At 62.9% G+C, this 20,201-nt stretch carries 16 protein-coding genes; 8 read left to right on the forward strand and 8 right to left on the reverse strand.

From position 1 onward, the window contains the following. The first annotated feature begins 99 nt into the window (after positions 1-99). The 7 genes from GM668_RS01205 (at position 100) to GM668_RS01235 (ending at position 7,722) form a co-directional block, all read left to right on the forward strand. On the forward strand, positions 100-2,310 hold the full coding sequence (locus GM668_RS01205; RefSeq protein WP_155437103.1) for a molybdopterin-dependent oxidoreductase: 2,211 nt from the start codon (positions 100-102) through the stop codon (positions 2,308-2,310). Positions 2,311-2,631: 321 nt separating this feature from the next. Then, positions 2,632-3,213, forward strand: coding sequence for a phasin family protein (gene phaP / locus GM668_RS01210; RefSeq protein ID WP_155437104.1), 582 nt, complete (start codon positions 2,632-2,634; stop codon positions 3,211-3,213). 231 nt (positions 3,214-3,444) lie between these two features. Continuing rightward, positions 3,445-3,795, forward strand: coding sequence for a DUF6404 family protein (locus GM668_RS01215; RefSeq protein WP_155437105.1), 351 nt, complete (start codon positions 3,445-3,447; stop codon positions 3,793-3,795). Between the two features lie 3 nt (positions 3,796-3,798). Continuing rightward, positions 3,799-4,185 carry a GntR family transcriptional regulator gene (locus tag GM668_RS01220; RefSeq protein ID WP_155437106.1) on the forward strand — a complete coding sequence of 129 codons (387 nt, stop codon included), beginning with the start codon at positions 3,799-3,801 and terminating at the stop codon, positions 4,183-4,185. Next, complete coding sequence (locus GM668_RS01225) at positions 4,178-5,011, forward strand: ABC transporter ATP-binding protein (protein WP_155437107.1); 834 nt, start codon at positions 4,178-4,180, stop codon at positions 5,009-5,011. Before GM668_RS01220 ends, GM668_RS01225 begins: the two co-directional genes overlap by 8 nt. After that, a complete protein-coding gene (locus GM668_RS01230) occupies positions 5,008-6,363 on the forward strand; it encodes a hypothetical protein (RefSeq protein WP_155437108.1) in 1,356 nt (451 codons plus the stop codon). The genes GM668_RS01225 and GM668_RS01230 overlap by 4 nt, the downstream gene beginning before the upstream one ends. After that, entirely contained in the window at positions 6,364-7,722 is a 1,359-nt protein-coding gene (locus tag GM668_RS01235; protein WP_155437109.1) for a hypothetical protein, read from the forward strand. On the opposite strand, the gene GM668_RS01240 is transcribed toward GM668_RS01235, so the two are convergent. From GM668_RS01240 to GM668_RS01270, 7 genes are all read right to left on the reverse strand, one after another. After that, entirely contained in the window at positions 7,706-8,404 is a 699-nt protein-coding gene (locus GM668_RS01240) for a hypothetical protein (protein WP_155437110.1), read from the reverse strand. The genes GM668_RS01235 and GM668_RS01240 overlap by 17 nt on opposite strands. 9 nt (positions 8,405-8,413) lie before the next feature. Continuing rightward, positions 8,414-9,841 carry a hypothetical protein gene (locus GM668_RS01245; protein WP_155437111.1) on the reverse strand — a complete coding sequence of 476 codons (1,428 nt, stop codon included), beginning with the start codon at positions 9,839-9,841 and terminating at the stop codon, positions 8,414-8,416. Positions 9,842-9,861: 20 nt separating this feature from the next. Beyond that, positions 9,862-13,548: a tubulin-like doman-containing protein gene (locus GM668_RS01250; RefSeq protein WP_155437112.1), complete on the reverse strand. Its 3,687-nt coding sequence runs from the start codon at positions 13,546-13,548 to the stop codon at positions 9,862-9,864. 10 nt (positions 13,549-13,558) lie between these two features. Further along, positions 13,559-14,032, reverse strand: a complete 474-nt coding sequence (locus tag GM668_RS01255) for a hypothetical protein (protein ID WP_155437113.1) — start codon at positions 14,030-14,032, stop codon at positions 13,559-13,561. A gap of 7 nt (positions 14,033-14,039) precedes the next feature. Further along, positions 14,040-15,593: a hypothetical protein gene (locus GM668_RS01260; protein WP_170305443.1), complete on the reverse strand. Its 1,554-nt coding sequence runs from the start codon at positions 15,591-15,593 to the stop codon at positions 14,040-14,042. A 5-nt stretch (positions 15,594-15,598) separates the two neighbouring features. Next, on the reverse strand, positions 15,599-17,209 hold the full coding sequence (locus tag GM668_RS01265) for a zinc ribbon domain-containing protein (RefSeq protein ID WP_155437114.1): 1,611 nt from the start codon (positions 17,207-17,209) through the stop codon (positions 15,599-15,601). 244 nt (positions 17,210-17,453) lie between these two features. Then, a complete protein-coding gene (locus tag GM668_RS01270) occupies positions 17,454-17,912 on the reverse strand; it encodes a hypothetical protein (RefSeq protein WP_229498803.1) in 459 nt (152 codons plus the stop codon). Positions 17,913-18,100: 188 nt separating this feature from the next. On the opposite strand from GM668_RS01270, the gene GM668_RS01275 reads away from it, so the two are divergent. Beyond that, positions 18,101-19,144, forward strand: a complete 1,044-nt coding sequence (locus GM668_RS01275) for a hypothetical protein (protein ID WP_155437115.1) — start codon at positions 18,101-18,103, stop codon at positions 19,142-19,144. Positions 19,145-19,181: 37 nt separating this feature from the next. On the opposite strand, the gene GM668_RS01280 is transcribed toward GM668_RS01275, so the two are convergent. Further along, on the reverse strand, positions 19,182-20,102 hold the full coding sequence (locus GM668_RS01280) for a LysR family transcriptional regulator (protein WP_229498805.1): 921 nt from the start codon (positions 20,100-20,102) through the stop codon (positions 19,182-19,184). Between the last annotated feature and the right edge of the window lie 99 nt (positions 20,103-20,201).

A 20,201-nucleotide genomic window follows, 5' to 3' on the forward strand; every position in this document is an offset into this window, starting at 1 on the left:
TGGTTTCCAGCATACACCTGACCCAGCGCAACACGATTGACAAGGGTGTAACAAAATTCGACAATAGTACGACCGTTCACTTTTTTATCAGGAGCTGCCATGGCTGCCATCGCCCGCCGTATTTGCCCACTCTGCGAGGCCGCCTGCGGCCTGGAAATCGAACACGAAGATGGCAAGGTCAAAAAAATCCGGGGCGATGAGGCGGACGTGTTCAGTGCCGGGTTCCTGTGCCCGAAAGCCGTCAGCCTCAAGGATTTGCACGAAGATGGCGACCGCTTGCGCACGCCGCTGATCAAGCGTAACGGCCGCTTTGAAACCGCCACGTGGGAAGAAGCGTATGCGGAAATTGCGCGCCGCCTGCCGCCGATTATCGAGCGCGACGGCCCCGACGCGGTGGCCACGGTGCTGGGCAATCCTGTCGCCCACAAAATGAGCCTGATGCTGTACTTCCCCCGCCTGGCCAAGGCGCTGGGCACGAAGAACATGTATTCCGCGTCCAGCGTCGACCAGATCCCGAAAATGCTGTCGTGCGGCTTGATGTATGGCGGCTGGCTGTCGATTCCCGTGCCGGACATCGAACGCAGCGATTATTTGCTGATCCTGGGCGCGAACCCCATGGTGTCGAACGGCAGCCTGTGGACCGTGCCGGATTTCCGCGGCAAGGCCAAGGCGCTGCGGGCGCGCGGCGGCCGCATGATCGTCATTGATCCGCGCCGCACGGAGACGGCGGAGGTGGCAGACGAACACCATTTCATCCGCCCCGGCGCCGACGTGTTCCTGCTGCTGGGCATGGTGCATACGCTGTTTGCCGAAGACCTCATCATGCCGGGCCGCCTGGCGGAACACATCACGGGACTGGACGCCTTGCAGGCCGCTGTCCAGCCCTACGCGCCGCAACTGGTGGCGCCCCGCTGCGGCATCGACGCCACCACGATCCGCCATCTGGCGCGCGACCTGGCCGGTGCGCAGCGCGGCGCGATTTATGGCCGCATCGGCACGTGCACGCAGCAATACGGCACGTTGGCGTCGTGGCTGATCGACGTGCTCAATATCCTTACCGGCCACCTCGATGAAGAAGGCGGCATGATGTTCCCGAAAGCTGCGGCCTTTGCCGGCAATACGCGCGGCAAGCCGGGCACGGGACGCGGCGTGGCCTATGGCCGCTACCGCAGCCGCGTATCCGGCGCGCCGGAAGTGGCGGGGGAATTGCCTGTCACGTGCCTGGCTGAAGAAATCGATACGCCGGGCCCAGGCCAGGTCAAGGCGCTGATTGCCATTGCCGGCAATCCCGTGCTGTCCGCGCCAAACGGGCCGCGGCTGGCAAAAGCGCTCGACAGCCTGGAGTTCATGGTCAGCATGGACATTTATTTGAATGAAACGTCGCGCCATGCGGACGTGATCCTGCCTGGCGTGTCGCCGCTGGAAGATGCCCATTACGACGTCACCTTCACGCAATTCTCGCACCGCAACCACGCGCGCTATAGCCCGCCCGTACTGCCCCGCACGGGCGGCACGCCCGACGAATGGGAAAGCCTGCTGCGGCTGACCGCCATCATCCAGGGCCGCGGCCCGGATGCCGATATCGGGCAGCTCGACGACGCGCTGTTGCAGGAGGACCTCGATAAAAGCGCGGGCCCGCTGGCGGGGCAAATCATGGCCATGCTGGCGCCGCAGCGTGGTGTCGAACGCTTGCTGGACCTGGGGCTGCGCAGCGGCCCGTATGGCGACCAGTTTGGCCAGCAGCCGGCCGGCTTGAATTTACAAAAAGTGCGCGCCGCGCCGTCCGGCATTGACCTGGGTGCGATGACGCCGCGTATCCCCGAGGTGCTGCGCACGCCATCGGGCAAGATTGAACTGGCGCCGCCGTTGCTGGTCGATGACCTGGCCCGCGTGGCGGCGGCGCTGCATGAAGGGCAGCCGGACCTGGTGGTGATCGGCCGCCGCCAGCTGCGCTCCAATAACAGCTGGATGCACAATTTGCCCGTGCTGGCCAAGGGCGCCTACCGCTGCACGGCGCTCGTGCATAGCCATGATGCCACCCGCCTGGGCCTGGCCGGCGGCGGCAGCGCGCAGTTGAGCGCCAACGGGCGCACCATCACGGTACAGGTGGAAATCGACGACGGCATGATGCCCGGCGTGGTCAGCTTGCCGCATGGCTGGGGCCATGATTTGCCGGGCACGCACATGCAGGTGGCGGCAGAGCGGCCCGGCGCCAACTTGAACGCCATCCTCGACGACCGCTTGCGCGACCCCTTATCCGGCAACGCGGTCCTGTCCGGCATTCCCGTCAAGCTGACGCCCGCTGCCTGATACACTTCCCACGGCGGCTTGCCTCAGCACAAGCCGCCCGCCCCTCTTTCCGTTCCGCCACCAGCTTGGTGCATTGCAATAACTCCCACTGCTTTTATTTCCTTTTGATATACAAAAATTAAATAGCACGCACGTTTAAGCAAAACCAAGTAAGCACTGAATTATTAATATATTATTCTGCCCTGTGTTATTTGAAACCAGCCCGTTTTAAACCATCAAAACGAACTCATCAATTAACACCTTATAGCTGAGCAATTCAATTAAGGCCATAAGTTATTTCAGCAAAGTATCTTTATCTAATTCAACTTACTTGAGGTATTTATGTTTCCTTACTCGCGAAATGTCACACCCGCTGTACGCAATCACCTGGACGCACAAACCGCGTTCTTGAACGACCTGTCCAAATCCATATTCAATTCTTTCCAACAACTGCAAAACCTGAATATGCAATTAGTGCAAACCATGCTGGAAGAAACCACGCTGGCCAGCAAGCAAATGCTGACAGCCGACCACCATACGGAACTGATCGACGCCGCAGCTTCACGGGCACGTCCTGCTGCCGACAAGGTGCGTACGTACCAGCAGCACCTGTCGCGCCTGGCGGCAGATACCCAGGTTGAACTGTCCCGCGTGGCTGAAGAGCACGTGCAGGAAACATCGCAAACGGCCAAAGCATTGGCGGAAGAAGTCGCCCGTACCGCTGAAGAAGAAACCGAGCGCCACATCCAGAAACAGGAAGAATCGCTGCACCAGTTCAGCGACCCGTTCATCAAGGGCAGCGGCAAAAAGGCAACCAGTACGACGGTACGCGGCAGCGCCAGCATGCAAAGCGCGCCGGGCGGTAATGTTCAGGGCGGATCGGGCACCCATATCCAAGGTGCAAACAAACAGCCTAATCAATAATCAGGCATTCAACATGGATAGCCGCAACGCCGATGGCGCTGCGGCTTTTTCATATCAGGCACGATATCGTTTTGAATATCATCGTTAGCGTCTGTTAATTTAATTAATTATCATGGCGCAACGCAGCAATTTATTACCCCTTCCTTTCTTTCCTGACGCGTGTGATACGCTTGTTGCAAGTGTATTATTGTAGTGATACACTGATTCACACATTGACACTTCGGAAAGACTATGACCATCACCAAACGCGATGCCGCCCTGGCCATCATGGCGAAAACCGGCATCATGAAGAGCAATTACTACCCGCCCATCCTGCGCCTGCTGTGGGGCATGGGCGTCCACCTGCCACTCCCCCATTTCGCCAGCTTTGGCCGCGTGGCGCTGGTCAGCGGCGGCTTCTTTGGTCCGGCCTGGGGTGCGCTGATGTGGTTCGCCATCTGGCGCCACCAGATGCCGCCCATGGTTGCGCTGATTGCCACGGCGGGCGCCGGCTGCGCATTCGGCCTGTCGATGGCCACGTATTACGCCTATGGCCGGCGCAAATACAAGCTCCCCCTGTGGCAAGAGTTGCCGGATAACTGATCCATGGAATTTGACATCGCGCCGGCGTCGCCGGTGCCGATATACCGCCAGATCGTCGAACAGGTGCGGCGTCTGGTGGCAGGCGGACAGCTGAAGCCCGGCGAAGAATTACCGTCCGTGCGCGCGGTCGCGCAACTGCACGCCATCAACCCGATGACCGTCAGCAAAGCCTACAGCATGCTGGAGACGGAAGGCTTGTTGGTGCGGCGTCGCGGAGTCGGCATGGCGGTGGCGGACGGACAAGGCGGCGCCGCGCCCGTCGATAAAGCCGCCCTGCTGCGCCCGGCATTGGAGGCAGCAGCGCAGACGGCGCACCAGCTGGGCTTCACCACGGCAGAAGCATTGCAACTTTTTGAAGAATATCTGAACCGGAAACAGACCCATGAATGACTTCACGATACGCGCCAGCCAGCTGACCTTGCGCCGCAACGGCGCCAAGGTACTGGACAATGTGACGCTCGACATTCCAGCCGGCGCCGTGGTCGGCCTGGTTGGGCGCAATGGCGCCGGCAAATCCACGCTGCTGCGCTGCCTGGCGGGGCTGGCCGCGCCGGACAGCGGCAATGCATCCCTGCTGGGCTGCCCATCGCTGCAATTGACCGACACCGTGCGCGAGCGCATCGGCTACGTGGCGCAAACACCCGACTTGTTTGAATGGATGACAGTGGAAAAACACTTGTTCACCATCGGCCGCGCCTATCCGCGCTGGACTGAGGAACGCTGCCTGGCGCTGGCGGCGCGGCTGAATTTGCCGCTCAATGTGCGCGTGACAGCGCTGTCCGGCGGCGACCAGCAAAAGCTGTCGGTGGTGCTGGCGCTGGCCCATGATCCGGACGTGCTGTTGTTTGACGAGCCGGTGGCCAGCCTGGACCCGATGACGCGCCGCGAATTCATGCGCGCCATCTTCAGCGGCGAGCGCGCTACGGAACGCACCGTCATCATTTCCAGCCACATCCTGTCGGACCTGGAGCGGGTGGTCACGCACGTGGCATTTATCCGCGACGGCCAGCTGCAACTGGTCGACGACTGGGATGCGATGCTGGAATGCTACCGCCTCATTCCGCAGGCCGTGGCCAATGGCCCCGTGCCGCCGGACGCCGTCGTGCATTACACGCGCAGCGGGCAGCGCCTGATCGATACGCGCCGTGCGCCGGCGCTGGCGCAGACAGGCCGTTCGCTGTCGCTCGATGAATTGTTTGTGGAGCTCAATTCGTGAACGCGGCTGCAACCCCTTCCCTGCCATTGTATCCGCCAAGTTTCGTCCGGTTCGGCAAAATCGGCGCGGCATTAGTCGGCGTACTGTGCGCGAGCATCCTGTTTGGCTTGCTGGTGATCGGCAAGCAGCAAAGCGTCGCCGCGCAAGATAGCACGCTACTGCTGGCTTGTTTCGTGCAATTAATTGCCGTGGCGCTGCAGGGCCAGGCATTGGGCCGTAGTGTCAGCGTGCTCCAGGTCCAGCGGGCCCCGAACGCGTTGTGGCAAGCGTGGCTGCGCCAGTGGCTACAGTCCGTCACCCGTTACTGGGCGCTGCTCAGTATCGCCGTCGCTGTGCTGATGCTCACGCCCGGATCTCCCCGGCATTGGCTGATGGCGCCCGCCTTGCTGTCGCTGCTGCTGTGCGTGGGCATGGTGGCAGTGCTGGCGCGGGCGGGCTTGCTGCCTCGACGGCTTGCAACAGTCGTAGAAGTTTCGCTGGCGGCGCTGCTGGTTTATCTGATGGCGGCCAGCCAGTTCAATCGCACTCTCGATAACTTCGCAGCCCTGCCTGGTTTTATGCTGGCTGCATGTGCGCTGGCCTGGCCCGTGATGGCTGGCTGGATCATGCATGCACAGTCCGATGCGCTGCGCACAGTGACCGGTTCACAAACCAATGTGCTGCGCCGCATGCGCAACGCCCTCGCGCGCTGGGCTGGCCGCTATCAGCCGCTGCGCATGTTTGGCGCGGATCCGGACACGCATATGCTCAATCCCCGCGTGCTGCTGGTGGTCGCCATGGTGCAAAACCTGGCTTTTTTTGCCCAGCTGCTTCCCGTGCAATGGGGTGAGCAAGCGACGCCCATCCGCATGGCGCGGCTGATGCTGGTTTGCATGACCTGCGCCAACGCGCTGCTGGTGCGCGACTTGCACTGGCGCTCGCTGTTGTTGCCGGGCGGGACGCGCTTGCGGTATCTGGGCACCCGCATTGTGCTGTCCACCATGTCGTTCCAGGCGCCAGTGGTCATCCTGGCTGCACTGGGCAGTATGCTGCTGGCCCCGCATGCCGGACCAGGCTGGCACAGCCTGGCGTCCGTCGCCATCCCGCTGCTGGAACTGGCTTGCTGCACATCGCTGATGACGCTGCTGCGCACGCTGCCCCGCCGCCTGCAGGTAGCCGGCTTGTTATGCCAGCTGTTGCCCATGTCTTATGCGTACATCCCGATGTGGTTCAAACTGGACGTGCCGCAAGCAACGTGGCAAATCGGTATCGGTTATACACTGCTGCTGGCTGCTGTCACTTGCGTAGCCCAGCTCATCGCCAACCGGCGCTGGACGCCGAAGCGCTTGCTGGAAGCGCTGACCATCGCATAAGTGACTACCCTCATGTACACCACGCCCATGCAGTCATTCGTGACGCTGTTTTCTTCACTGATCCACGCCCTGCGCCGCGATCCGTGGCTGGCCTTTCCGTTTGCCGCCATTACCGGCGCCGGCTTGCTGGGCTTACGGCTGTCTGCGTGCACACAAGCCGCGGCCGGATTCATGATTTACCTGTCTAGCAGCGCTGCGACACGGCTGGCGGAGACTGCGCAAGTGCTGGGGCAGCGCCGTGTCCCGAATGCGCTGTGGCATGACAGCGTCAAGCTGCGCGTGGCCAGCGTGTGGGCCCAGGGCCTTGCGCTGCTGGCCGCCACAGCGGCGCCTGCCGTCACCAATGGGCAAGCGCCGACGCTGGCCACGGCTGCCGCATTGTCGCTGGCTGCCTGTACCGGCACCCTGTTTTCCACTCTGCGCTCAGGATTGCTGCCCCGCTTGCGCAACCGCACCGTGTACACGGCAGGCTTGATCGCGCTGGTGGCGTTTGCTGTGTATAGCGATGCCGCGGTAGCTGCACTGGCCAGGTTGCCGGCAGCGGTATTGCTGGCGCTCGCGGCCGGATGGCCAGTGATGTCGCTGATGCTGCAGCGCTATTGGCGCATCATGCCCGGCGTGCAGCCGCCCATGCAGGCGGCAGACGCCCCCGCATGGAGCAGCAAAATCATGCGCTACGGATTGCTGCAACCACGTTTTTTGCAAGACAACAAAATACAGTCCAGCATGCTGAGTGGCGTGCGCATGGGTACGGCCGCGCTGGGCTGGACTACGATGCCCGCGCTCACGCTGGGCAGTACGCTGACAGCCGGCCATGTGCTGGCAATGACCGCGTGGTTGCCGGCTGCCATGAGCATGGTTGCCATGCGCAATTTACACTGGCGCACAATGCTGATGCCAGGCAGACAAGGGGCGCTGGCCATGCAGATTTACCGGACTTCGCTGAAAATCGCCCTGTTCCTGCTGCTGGTCTTGATGTTCGGCCAGGCAGCGCTGGATGCCTTGCTGGGCCAGGATAGGGCAAACACTGTGCACAACATGGAAAAGTGGCTGGTGTTCGGCATGCAGGCGCCGCTGCTGGTCGCCTTGACCGTGCTGCTGAGCGCATTACCGGACCCGCGCCGGACCACATGGGGCACGCTGATAGCGGCCTATGTAGTGCTGGCCGCCATCCACCTGGGCCAGCTGTATCACGTCCCCATCACTGGCTTGCATGCCGGCCCGGCGTATGCGGCGGCAATGGTGGCATTGTCCGCGCTGGTCATGCTGGCGGCTAAGCGGCTGTGGACGCCAAACAAACTGCTGCCTTATTTGCCGGAGCGGCCCGTCAGCCTGTCCGCCTTCAGCGCGACGCGATAAACATTGCTTGCCCGTCGCCGCCATACGCCACCTGGAACATGGCGGAACGGCGCGCCACTTCGCGGCCATCGAGCAGCAGCACGGATTGCACCGTGTACTGGCCCTGCTCCATGCCGCGCGGGATTTTATACACGCCCACTGCACGGTACTGGCCCGCGCCATCGACGCGCTCGACTTTTGCAATTTGCGGCGTGTCCGATGCGCGCTCGCCATTGGCCTTGTACAAGGTCATGCTTTGCACCACTTCCGGCACGCGCTGCGCCTGGCCGTACAGCTTGATTTCACCGACCACCTTGACCGGCTCGCCGCCGCCACGCACCGTGCCGGCCGTGGAATACACCTGATAATCCTTGAGCCGGATTTCATTGCGGGGCACCGCCAGGCCCTCGCGCTGCGCTTCCGCGTTGACGGTCTGCGCCGGGGCGATTTTTTCCGAATACGTGGTCCAGCCGATGGCCGCGCCCAGTGCGGCGCCCACGGCGGCGCCTTCCGCGCATTTCTTGCCCAATGCCTTGGCCAGCACGCAGCCTGCCACCGCGCCAACCGCCGCGCCCGCGGCTGCATTGCCGGCCTGGCTGCCGCCCTGCTCGCGCGACGGCTCGCTGCGGCTCTGGTAACCGCCTTGCGCCGCACAGCCTGCCAGTAGCGCGGCAACCACAGCGCTGCACATGATACGCTTCATGATTCCTCCTTACTGGCAGCGGTCGTCGATCCAGTCGCGCCCGGCCGCCACGCAATTCATTAAATCGCGGTTCATCCGCTCAGCCCGGTTCTTCAGTGCGATGCATTCGCGGTTGCCCTCATCTATCATGGTGGCACAGATATTCGCCTTGTCCATGGCGGCTTTGTAATTGCCTTGCGCCAGTTCACGCTGGGCTTCCGCCAGCAGCTTGCGGCCTTGCTGGGCCTGCTGCGATGGCTGTGCGGATGGGGCAGGCTGAGCGGGCGACACCGGACGTGCCGGCGCCGCAGACGAGGGAATCGCTGCCGGTGCGGCGGCAGCCGGCACGGCCTGCTCCAGCACGGTGCGCTTCAACAATTCCGACAGCGATTCCCGCAGCAATTCGACACGGGTTTTCAATTCACTACGCTGCAGCTTTTCCGCCGCCTGCAATTTGGCTTCCGCACACGCGCGGTCCGCACGCTTGATGCACGCGTCCGCTTCATTCAACAGCCGTTCGCCCTTGCGCACGTCGATACGGCCATCCATTTCGCGGCTTTCATCATCGGCGCCCCACGTCTTGGTGAACGCGGCCAGGCGGCGGTCCGCCAAATCAATGGCGCCGCTTTGCAGCGCGCTTTCCAGCTGCGGGCGCAAGTCCGACCACGCCTTGGCGCGGTGGCGTTTGGCGTCGCACTTCTTCGCGTTGGCGTTGATCGCGTCTTGCAGCGTTTTCAATTGCTGCGCGCTGGCCTTGTCCGACTTCAGCGACGCCAGTTCATTACGCGCCGCATCGATCTTGCAGTCCTGCACCATTTCCACGGCTTTATCCACGCGCGCCTGCAGTTTTTTCGTGGGGTCTGAAGGACGCGCCAGGAACCAGATCAAACCCAGCACGATGGCCACCGACACCCACGTGGATTTGCTGATCGGCTTGCGCAGCGGCGGACGCGATGGCTGCGCGTTGTTACCTTGCTGCGGCTGGAATGGATTCGCAGCCGGCGCGGCAGGCTGATTCACGCCGCGCAATTTGTTCAAGCGCTCCAGTGCGTTTTGCTGGTCCGATGTCAACTGCTCCGGCGGCTGCCGCGAAGCGGCGCTGCCAGCGCCGGTATCGCGGGCCTGCGCCAGCGCTTCAGCGCGCGCCGCATCAGCTTTGGCCTGCGCCTCCGCTTTAGCGCTGGCTTCCGCCTTGGCCAGCGCGTCAGCCTTCGCCTGCGCGTCAGCCCTCACCCGTTCATCCAGCCGGGCCTGCGCCTCTTCCGCTTTGGCAGCAGCCAATGCGGCGGCAGCCTTGGCGCCGGCGTCCGCCTTTGCGCTGCCGCCACTGTCGGCCCAGCGCGCGGCAGGCGGGGCTTTATCAGACGACGCCGCTCCCTGCCGCGTACCGCAAAACGGACAATAGTTGACCTTGCGCGGAAAACCTTTGCCGCACACTTCTGCTACACACCGGTACATCGCTGCTTCCACTGCTGTCCTTACTCCGGATCGGGGATATCGTCATGCGGGTCGGGAATCGCGGCCGACAACAGCGGCGCAATATCGGCCATGTCGCTGGCCAGCTTCCACTGGTCGACCCGGGGCACCCACTGCATATTCCACACCTTGGTGGCGCCCGTGACTTCGCCCAGCGCGATGCGCTGCGCCAGTTCGTGCAACGTATAAGGCCCCTGCTGCGTCTTGTTGACGAACACTTTATACAGCGGCCCCGCGGCCGGCGCAGCCGCCACGGAAGCAGCCGCCACTGCGGGCGCAACATACACGGCGGCCACCGGCGCCGCTTGCGCGCCCTGCACCGGCGCAGCCGCCGCATCATGCGCAAACACGGATGCCGCCAGCGCATCGCTGGACAGGTATTCTGCCTTCAGCACGCGCTTTTCCGCAGGCTGCTGCACTTCCCAGCTATACGCATCGGTAGCGGAACCCGGCACCGTCTCGCTCCACTGCGGCAGCGCTGCCAGCGCGCGTTCGACAAATGCTTCCGGCAACGCGGCAGCCGCCGCCTGCGCGCGCTTGACCCACGCATCGTGCAAGCGCTTGGCCGTGATATTCGGCAGTGATGGCGACGGCAATTCCGCACCCGTTTCATCGACTTCCAGCTTCGGCTGATACACGCGCAACTGGTAGTGGCGCATCAATGCCGCCAGCAGCGCAAACTGGTGCGGCCCCATCGTGCCCAAACGCAGGCGCACGGCGGCAATCACCTGGTCGCGGTAATACGGCGGCAAGCCGTTGGACCGGATCGCATATTCATTACCGATTTGCAGCCATTCGCCCGAGCCCGGCTCCACTTCAAACAGGTACTGGCCCTTGGGCTGGAACAGCGCTTCGCGGTCCGCCAGATCCGCCTTGCGCTTGACGACGCCGAGCGCAATCGCTTGCAGGAACCATTCGTAATCATCGGCCAGGCGGTTCAATTCATCCATCGACGGGGCGATCGGATGGCGGAAGCGCGTGGAATCAAAGTGCAAATGCGTGGGGATTTTCGGGTTTTCAATCTGGTACGACGTGCGCCACGTCGGCAAGCCGCGCAGCACCGTCATCGGCACGCCGGACAATTCGATGTAGCACACGGCACGCCCGCTGATGCCGGTATTGACAATGGAAACCAGGTCGCCGTGGAAGAAGCCCGTCGGCACGGCCGCCTTGATTTCATGCTCGACCTTGCGCCATGCATTGACGTCGCCGACACCGATAAAGCATTTGAACTGGTCCGCGCTGGGCGTGAATTCCGCCGAGAAGCGCGCATTCACCCACGGCATCGCACTGCGGATCCATTCATTGAAAATGTGCTGGCGTTCCTGCGGCGACATGGCCATCAGGCGTTCCAGCAGCGGATCGGCCGGCTGCGCTTCCTGCAAGCCTTCGCTGCTCAATTGCGTCTGCGCGCGGCGGAACAGTTTCAGCAGCAATTCGGCACGCAGCTTGTCGTCGCCCAGTTGCGGGAACAGGCGCGCGGAGCCGCCAAATTCCAGCAACACTTCTTCACTCCACGACGATACGTCGCCCGTCAGCTTCACGGGTTCCGGCACGCTGTCGCTGGCCAGTTTCATGTACGTCGCGTGTTCGTGCTGCGCGTCCGCGCGCAATTGCGCAATGCGCTGGTCAACGGCGCCCAGCATGGCTTCCACGCAGCGGCGCCCTTCCTGGAATTCACCGGCAATGCCGCTCCATACCGGCTGGCCTTTGTCATCGACCGATTGCGTATCGCCCAGCCACGACGACATGGCTTTCAATACTTCGACCGCCTGCCCTGCCGCGACAGCCAGCAAGTGGAAGCGCAAGTAGTCGGCAATATCGCGCTTCAAGTGCGCCATCACTTCGCGCGCCTGGGCATCCTTGCCAAACAGTTTATTGGCTGCCTGCGACAGGTTGTTCAGCGATTCTTCCACCTGGCGCGTGCGCAGCGCATCGCGGATGTCGCGGTAACGCTTGCCGTTGCGCTCCATGTGGCCCAGGTCGCGCTGCGCGATGCGGGCCTTGATTTGTTCCAGCAGCGACAGCACGAATTCCAGGCCGCCCTGCTTGCGGTCGTCCAGCAGCGCATACAGCTGGTCGCGGGCGCGGGTTTTCAATTTCACCAGCAGTTCGGACGTGTGGCGCTTCAAGCGGTCTTCGCTGGTTTCCGCCGTGGCGCCGGCTTCGCGGATCGCGTCGCGCTCCAGGTGCGGCAACAATTCCGCGACCTTTTCCCGCCACTGCTTTAAATCGTAATCGGCCATGATGCGGTCGATTTCCAGCTGGACCTTCGATTCCACGCGCTCCAGCAGCGAGCGTTCATCCTTGTCCAGCAACAGGCGATCGGTCAGCGCATATTCCTGGAATGGCGCGACATCAACCGTGCCTTTGCGGAAGTCGGGGAATTCCGCAAACGGCCGCTCGGCCAGCGCCATTTGCTCGCGCATGAAGGCATCGCGTTCCTGGTCGCCGGCACGGCGCGCGGGCGCGCCATCGGTGCCGAGAATGCCGAAGAAAGCTTTCACCATCAGGCCCGCCAGTTCATAGGCGCGGATATCGTCGCGCAAACCCTGCTGCGTATCGAGCACGGCCTGGCCAAATGCGGAATACACTTTGGAGTACGACAGGCGCATGTCGCCAAAACGGTTTTCCGGCACGCGGGGATTGAATGGGCCCAGCTTGTGCTGCTGCTGGTTGACGGCCACGGAACGCTTGCGGTTGGCAAAATCAGCCGACGCGAAGTCTTCAAACAGGGAATCAGCCACCATCTGGTACACGTCCTTGACGTCGCTGGTGGCCTTGTTCGCGAGGTTGGCCGTGTCGACAAAATACACGTCGTCAAACGGCGCCCCGCGTCCCACCAGGCTATCCGGATCGGCCCAGCGCACTTGCGCATTCATGTCGCGCATCGACGTTTCCAGTTCCATCAACGTCGCATACGCATTGGCTTCCGTGCGTTCCTTGTTGGCTTTGGCATAGCCGGACGGCATGAACATGACCAGGTCGACCTGGCTGTCCGACACCTCCTGGCGTGCGATGGCTTTCGCCACCCAGCCCAGATCGATCGCTGTCCCCGCGCCCGTACCACCTGCGTTGGAACCGATGACGACGATGCGGAATTTAGACGTATCGACTTGCAGGCCCAGGCGCTGGTAATTTTCCTTGCGCTCATTGCCCGCATTGCTGCTGAGGAAATTCAGCGCCCCCTTGATGCGGCCCCGCAGCTTCGGATATTTATCGTACAAATACAGGCGCGCCACGGCGCGGATCTGGCCAGCGCCTTTCGATGGGTCGATGCCCAGCGAACGCAGTTTTTTCGGGCGCAGCGGCATCCAGTTTTCAATCAGCGGGAACCGCGCCAGGCTGTCGTCCGACTCGTGGTACTGCGTCAGGTCGATGGATTCCACCAGCCGTTCTTCATCGGACAGTTTCACCAGCTCATACCACGGGTCCGTGCGCTGCGACTTGCCTTCATCGATGACCGCGCCGGAGTCGAGGTCCACGTGCAGGAAGCGGGCCACAGGGAATTGGCCGATGGCTTCCACCCGTGTCGGGTGATGGCGGTTCCATACGGCCGACAGGATGCGGCGCCGGATGCGCATCATCACTTCCATGCCGGTGCCGCCCGCGCCGATAAACAGCGTGGGCCGCAAGTCGACTTTGAGTTCCGCCTTCTTTTCCGTGCCGGTGTTCGGGAAGTCCGCCATATGGTTCTCCTTAACGGCGGCCGGTGAAGAACGCGCCCGCCAGTGCGCCGACGCCGGCCAGCAGCAACGTGCCCGTTACGGCCAGGCTGAGGAATTTGCTGGAATTGATAATCGCCAGCACCAGGGCGCCGGACAGGAATGACAGGCCGAAGAACATCAGCCAGCCCGCCGTATCGGCCGACGATGGCGCCACGCGGCGGCGCACCAGGTGGTTCGCATAGGCATTGCGGGCAAAGAAGAACACCACCAGCAAGACCAGGAAGATCGCACCGCCGACCGCCACGTCGCGCGTGGACGTGTCCGTGGCCGGTGCGCCCTGCACGGGCGACACTTCCATCGGCGTGCCGCCCTGCGCTGCCGGCGGGGTATCCGACAGCGCAGGACCGCTGGCAGGGGCGCTGGCCGGCTTTTGGTCGCCGCCTGGAATCTTGAAGCCCGGATCAGTATTGGCTTGCGCCAGCTGGATAGTGTTTTGTTCTTTCATGGTTTTCCTATTTGCCTAACCGGACTTGCGCACCCTGGCGCACGTCCGTCAATGTGGTTCCAAACATCGATGCATGCAACTCGGCCACCTTGTTGCCGGCGCGGTCATGCAGCGGCTGCACGGCGCCCGGTTTCGCGTGCACCACGCGCGGCTCGCCTTCTATCGTCACCCATACCTTGCGCGTGCGGGTGGCGGCAACGGCCAATCCCGCCGCCGCGGCCAGCAAGGCAGCCGCGCCGCCCAGCAGCCCAAGCAGCGGCCCCACGCCATAACGTATCCGCACTTCCAGCGGCAGCACGGCGCGCGAACCCTGCACCTGTTCCGGCGGCGTGAAGATATCCGGCAGCGGGTCGCCGGGGAACAGGCTGGCCATGCGCTGGCGGAACGCCTGCGACAATTCCAGCTTTTGTTCCGATAACTTCACTTCTATCGCGCCTGGCAACACGGCTGCAGAGCCGGCCGCCTTGACAGCATCGAGCGACCATTTTCCCGGCAAGTGCGCCACCGGCAATTGCATGGCCGACGACAGCGGCTGCGGCTTGCCTGGCGACAGGCCGGCAATGGCGTCGGCGCCCAGCAAGATCGGCATGTGCGCACCGGCCAGCAGCGAACGGGCTTCCAGCCGCGCACTGGTGATCGTGTACGGATACACGGTGTTTTCCAGCCGCCAGCCGATGCGGGCGGCATTGCTGGCCTGTTCGTGGCTGGCAGTGGCGCCTCGCGCACCGGCGTCGATATCGGCGCGCAGCACGCCATTGGCTTGCGTGGAAAACGCCACGCCGGGCACGTTTTCCACTTTCACGGGCGTCAGGCGCACGGTGTCCTGATCCAGCGGTTTCAGGCGCGCCGGCGTTTCCGTAATCACTTGCTGCAAGCGGCCCGAACGCAGCAGCTTGTCCAGGTCGCGCGCGCCTTCATCGCCAATGGCAAACACGTAAATCATCAAGCCATTGGCGCTGTAGCGGCCTTTGACAGGCATGTGCAGCGGGAAGGCCAGCGCCTTCTTGATGGCCGCGCCGTGGTGGATCAATTCATAGAATTCGCGGTTGCGCCTGGACGTGGCCTGGTCATTGTTCGGGCTGTTCTTGTTGTTGGTGAACAGCCAGACCAGGCCGGGCTTGTTGCCCAGCGCCGTGCCGATGGCGCTGCTGACGGCTTCACCGAGATCCGTGTCGGCCAGCGCCGTGCTGCCGGGCTTTTTCGCCACGGCCAGCGGGGCCAGCACGCCCTGCACGGCGGCACGCTGCGACGCCTGTTCCACCTTCGTGGCCAGCAGGGCTTTCGGCGAAGGCGCGCCAGGCTGGGACTGGTTGAACGACGCCAGCACCAGCGCATCGCCGGGCTGGACGGCGGCCAGCACCACTTCCGTGACCAGCGGCTTGTATTGCGACGCGGGGTCGGTGTAGAAGGACTCCATCCAGCCGGAGTTTTGCACCAGGAAGACTTGGGACGTGGCCTGGGCCGAAGCCGCAGCGGCCAGCAGCAATGCCGCCGCCGCTTGCCTGGCACGCAATGGCGGGTTTGTAAAACCCGCCTTACTCAGTTGGGGGTGTTCGCTCATGCGCATCATGATTGGGCTTCCAGGCGCCAGCCACGCATGTCGTTCCATGACGGGTGGTGCAGCCACAGGCAGTTATCGTAGACGAAGGGCTGGCAATCCGTTGGCTGCTTTAAACGCACGGCTTCGTCGAGGATAACGTTGCGCTGGCCTACCCATTCAATTTGCACGCGGGGCAGCACCATGTCTTCCAGCGCGGCTTCAGCTTTGCCGGAGTACGCTTCCACACGCAGCACCAGGCCCGTGGGCTGGGCGCGCGTGGAACTGGCGTTTTCCAGCAGCGGCAACACGAGGTCATGGCTGCCGCCCTGGTCTTCCACGTTTTCCACCGCCCACGGTTCATCCTTGACCTGGTGGCCGCGGCGGAACAGCAAGGTGCAAAAGCCCAGGCGCGCACCGTCCAGCGGCTGGATTTGCGCACCGGCGGCGCCCAGCTCGCGGTACGAATAGCGCTGGCCATCATGGCCGATCAGCCACAGGCGGCCATCGCGGCTGCGCACGGGACCGCCGAATTGCAAACGGGGCGACCAGCCGGCCGGCCATGGCAGCCATTGCGGCGCGCTGCCGGGATGCCACCAGATTTCACCCAGTTCATGCAGCCACACCAGCTTGCCGTCGTAGCTGACGGGGCGCGACCAGCCGGTAGCGGGAATGGCGGCATGCGCAGCCGGCGCGGCTGGACCAGCATTGCCAGGCATCGCCGCATCGTCATCCGGATCGGGGATATCGCCTGCCGTCACGGACCCGGCAGCGGACCCGCCATGCGCAGCCACTGCAACAATTTCCAGCGTCTCGCCATCGGCGCCGTCCGCATTGGCAGTCCATAAGCGCACGCCGGCAGGCGCGGCCAGCAGGCACGCAATGCGTCCGGCCGCCATGCCGGGGCTGCTGGCCAGCGGCGCGGACAGCAACGTCTCCGTGCGGTAGCTTTCATTGACAGGATTGACGATCAGCCGCGCCAGGCCATGCGCGCCCGGCACAATACCCACTTCCCCGCGCTGGCCCGCCGCTGCGGGCAGCCAGGCATAGGCCGATGCCGTAAACGACAGGTCAGCCGCCGTGCCCTCCGCCGCCATCAAATGCCAGCGGCGCGCCAGCGGATCCCAGTATTGCAGCACGTTGCGCGTGTAAGCCAGCGCCAGCAGGCGCTGCGCCGCATAGCCAAAGTTCCCGGCCGCGAATACGCATACGGCATTGGGCGGCGCGGGGATTTTTTCATCGGGCGTCCCTACTTCCGGTTCCGGCTTGCGGGTTTCCAAGGCGGCAGCCAGCGGCTGCGCCGTCAGCGGCAAGCCCAGCGGCAGGTATTTCGGCAAAGGATATGCGTCGGCAGACAGCGGCGCCGTCGAAGGTCCCCACCATGGCGGCAAGTGGCTGCCGCCATGCATGCGCAGCGGCGCGCCGCACTCGGGGCAATACACAAAACCTTCAGGATAAATGCTGCCATGGCCGCAAGCGGGTTCGGATGCCCCCAGCAATTGCGCCACGTCGGGCAGGCGGCCGCGCGCGTGGGCTTGCCACTCGATGCGGCTGATGCCCCGGCTTTGCGCCAATTCGAATTGTCCGTTGCGTTCATCCTCCAGCCAGACGCTGTCGGAAGTCTCCCATCTGTTTGCCATGTATGCGCTCATTCAGGTCTTGCCCGCCACGCGCCCGTCAAAAGCAGGCCCGTGTTGCACTTTCCATCATAACCGATGCCACCCGCTGCCGGGGTGTAATCCAGGCGGAATACGGATGAATTGCCGGATAGAAGGTATAGACGGCGATCAAGCCACCGCCATGATCCACCGCATGGCTGAAAAGATAACGCCCCGGCATGCGGGGCGTCTTGTGCTGCGCGTTGCGCGCCGGTGGAACTAAAGCTTAATCGTCCGCGACAATTTTCTTCGGCGGCGGCGGCGGCGCCCACTCAATGGTTTCCGCTTCCGGCGCCGTTTCCAGCGCATCGGACTTTTCCAGCCAGCCGCGCAGCTTTTCCATGCGGCGGATGATGATGCCCTTGGCGCTGACGTAGCCGACTTGCTCGAAATGCTCCATTTTCACGGTCATCTTCGACGTGGTGGGCAAGTTATCCAGCAAGCGCTCAAACGCTTTGCGGGCTTTCTGTTCCCACTTGACGAGCGTGGGTTCGTTAAAACGGTTGCTTTCGTAATAAATCGTCAGGGTCCGGTCATGGTTGCCGAAACCGACAATGGCGGCGCCCTTGCGCACTGCAGTCAGGGTTTCTTCCTTGATGGCGGACGTCGGAACAAACAGGGCGGCACGGCCGTCCGGTTCATCGGGACGCCCCATTGGTAAATCCTGCCCCTTCTGTACTGTCATCACTCCCTCCGCGCTGTATGGTCAGTGCCGATTACCGGTTTGATAAGAGAAATGCAAATGTTTCCGTTCGGCTATATCTGAACGATTCTACAGCGGGCACTTGCACCATACAAGAATAAACACCCGAGTCCGTCAGGGATGCGACAGCGGCCACTTATAATGGCAGGATTCTTCTTGGAAAATGCAACATGACTGAGGGTATCAATCTATCCAGCCTGCCGCCCGACGCGGTGGAAACAGCGGCCCGCAACGTGGCCGATACTGTCAATTTGGCAATGGAACACGGCCCGGCGCACCATGCGCTGGTCGTGTATGACCGCCGCACGGAATTGAGCCGCATCCTGGAAACAGCTTACCGCCGCGCGTTGCCGGACGCCCGTTTTATTGATTTCGATACGGTGGCGCCGGACGACGTGCTGGCAGCGTTTGCGCAACTGGCCGCGCGCGACCTGGTGGTGCTGGTGCAATCGACCAGTTTCCGGCTGGAAGCGTACCGGCTGCGCATCGAACTGTTCAAGCGGGGGCTGAAAGTCATCGAGCATATCCACCTGTCGCGCATGCCGGGCGAACAGGGGCTGCACTACATTGCATCGCTGGCGTATGACCCCGCATATTACCGCGGCGTGGGCCGCAAGCTGCAGCAGCGCATCAATGCGGCGCCGTATGCCGTGGTTGACAGCGGCAACGGCGCCATCCTGCGTTTCGACAGCCCGCTGGAAGGCGCCAAGGTCAATATCGGCGATTACACGGGCATGAACAATATCGGCGGCCAATTCCCCATAGGCGAAGTGTTTACGGAAGCGCAAGACCTGGAAGCCGTCAACGGCGCCGTGCGCGTGTTCGTCTTTGGCGACACGCACTTCCTCGTCAACAAGCCGGAACAGCCGATTACCATGATCGTGGAAAAAGGCCGCGTAACAGGCGCCATCGATTCCACGCCGGAATTTGACAACATGCTGGCCATCATCCGCGAACATGAAGGCGAAGTGTGGCTGCGCGAACTGGGCTTCGGCATGAACCGCGCGTTTTCGCGCGATTGCATGGTCAACGATATCGGTACGTATGAACGCATGTGCGGCATCCACCTGTCGCTGGGGGCCAAGCACGGGCAATACCAGAAGCCGCAATTCAAGCGCAAGGATGCGCGCTATCACGTCGACGTGTTTGCCGTGACGGAGGCGGTATATCTGGGTGAACAGGCCGTGTATCAAAACGGCGCCTGGCAGCCCTGAGATGAGGATGCCCGGCAAAGGCCCGGCACCCTTCAGCTTATATGCCTTCCAGCGCCTTGTCCCATGGCGGCACCGGCTGATATTCCGCCACCAAAAAATCAATCAATGCCCGCACCTTCGGGCTGGGCTGCCGGCTGGCCGGGTACAGTGCGCTGAGGTGATTCAACGGCAATTGCCAGTCGCCCAGCACCCGCACCAGCGAACCATCCAATAACGCCTGCCACGCGAGGAACGTGGTGCTGTACACGATCCCCAGGCCCTGCAGCGCCGCCTGGTGCAGCACGAGGCCATTGTTGGCCGTGAACGCCGCATCGATGCGCACCGTGCGCTGTTCTTTGCCGCGCTGGAAATGCCAGGTGGCGCCATCGGTCAAATGACTGAAGTGCAGGCAGCGGTGGCGGTGCAAGTCTTCCGGGTCTTGCGGACGGCCCATCCTTTCCACGTAAGCAGGACTGGCGCACAGCACGCCGTGGCATGGCGCCAGTGGCCGCAGCGACAGCGCATGGCTGTCCGGTATGCCGCCCACCCGCACCGTCAAATCAAAGCCATGCGCAATCGGATCCAGCAGCGCGTCATCGACGTACAGCATCGGCTGTAATTGCGGGTGCGGCGCGGCAAAGCGCGCCACGGCATTAGCCAGCCACAGGCTGCCGAAACTCGATGGCGCCTGGATGCGCAGCGGCCCGGCCAGCCCCATGCCCGCGTGCGACACCACCCTGGCTGCTTCGCGCGCCTGCGCCACCGCCGCCATGCACGGCGCCAGATACGCCTGCCCCACGTCCGTCAAACTGACTTCGCGGGTGGAGCGGTGCAGCAGGCGCGCCTGCAACTTCTCTTCCAGCAGCAGCACTTGTTTGCTGACCATGGCGCGCGTCAGCCCCAGCTTGCGCGCGGCCGCGCTAAAGCTGCGCAATTGCGCCACTTCGGCAAAGATTTCCATGGCTTTTAATTGGTCCATGCAGCGATTGTCAACATTTTGGAGACAATGTGTCAACTGTTTGGCGGTATTCGCGCCCGCAAGACCGCCCTACAATGGGCGCCATGCATAAACCAGGAG

Source organism: Pseudoduganella ginsengisoli, assembly GCF_009720865.1.
GTDB classification, from domain to species: Bacteria; Pseudomonadota; Gammaproteobacteria; order Burkholderiales; family Burkholderiaceae_D; genus Rugamonas; species Rugamonas ginsengisoli.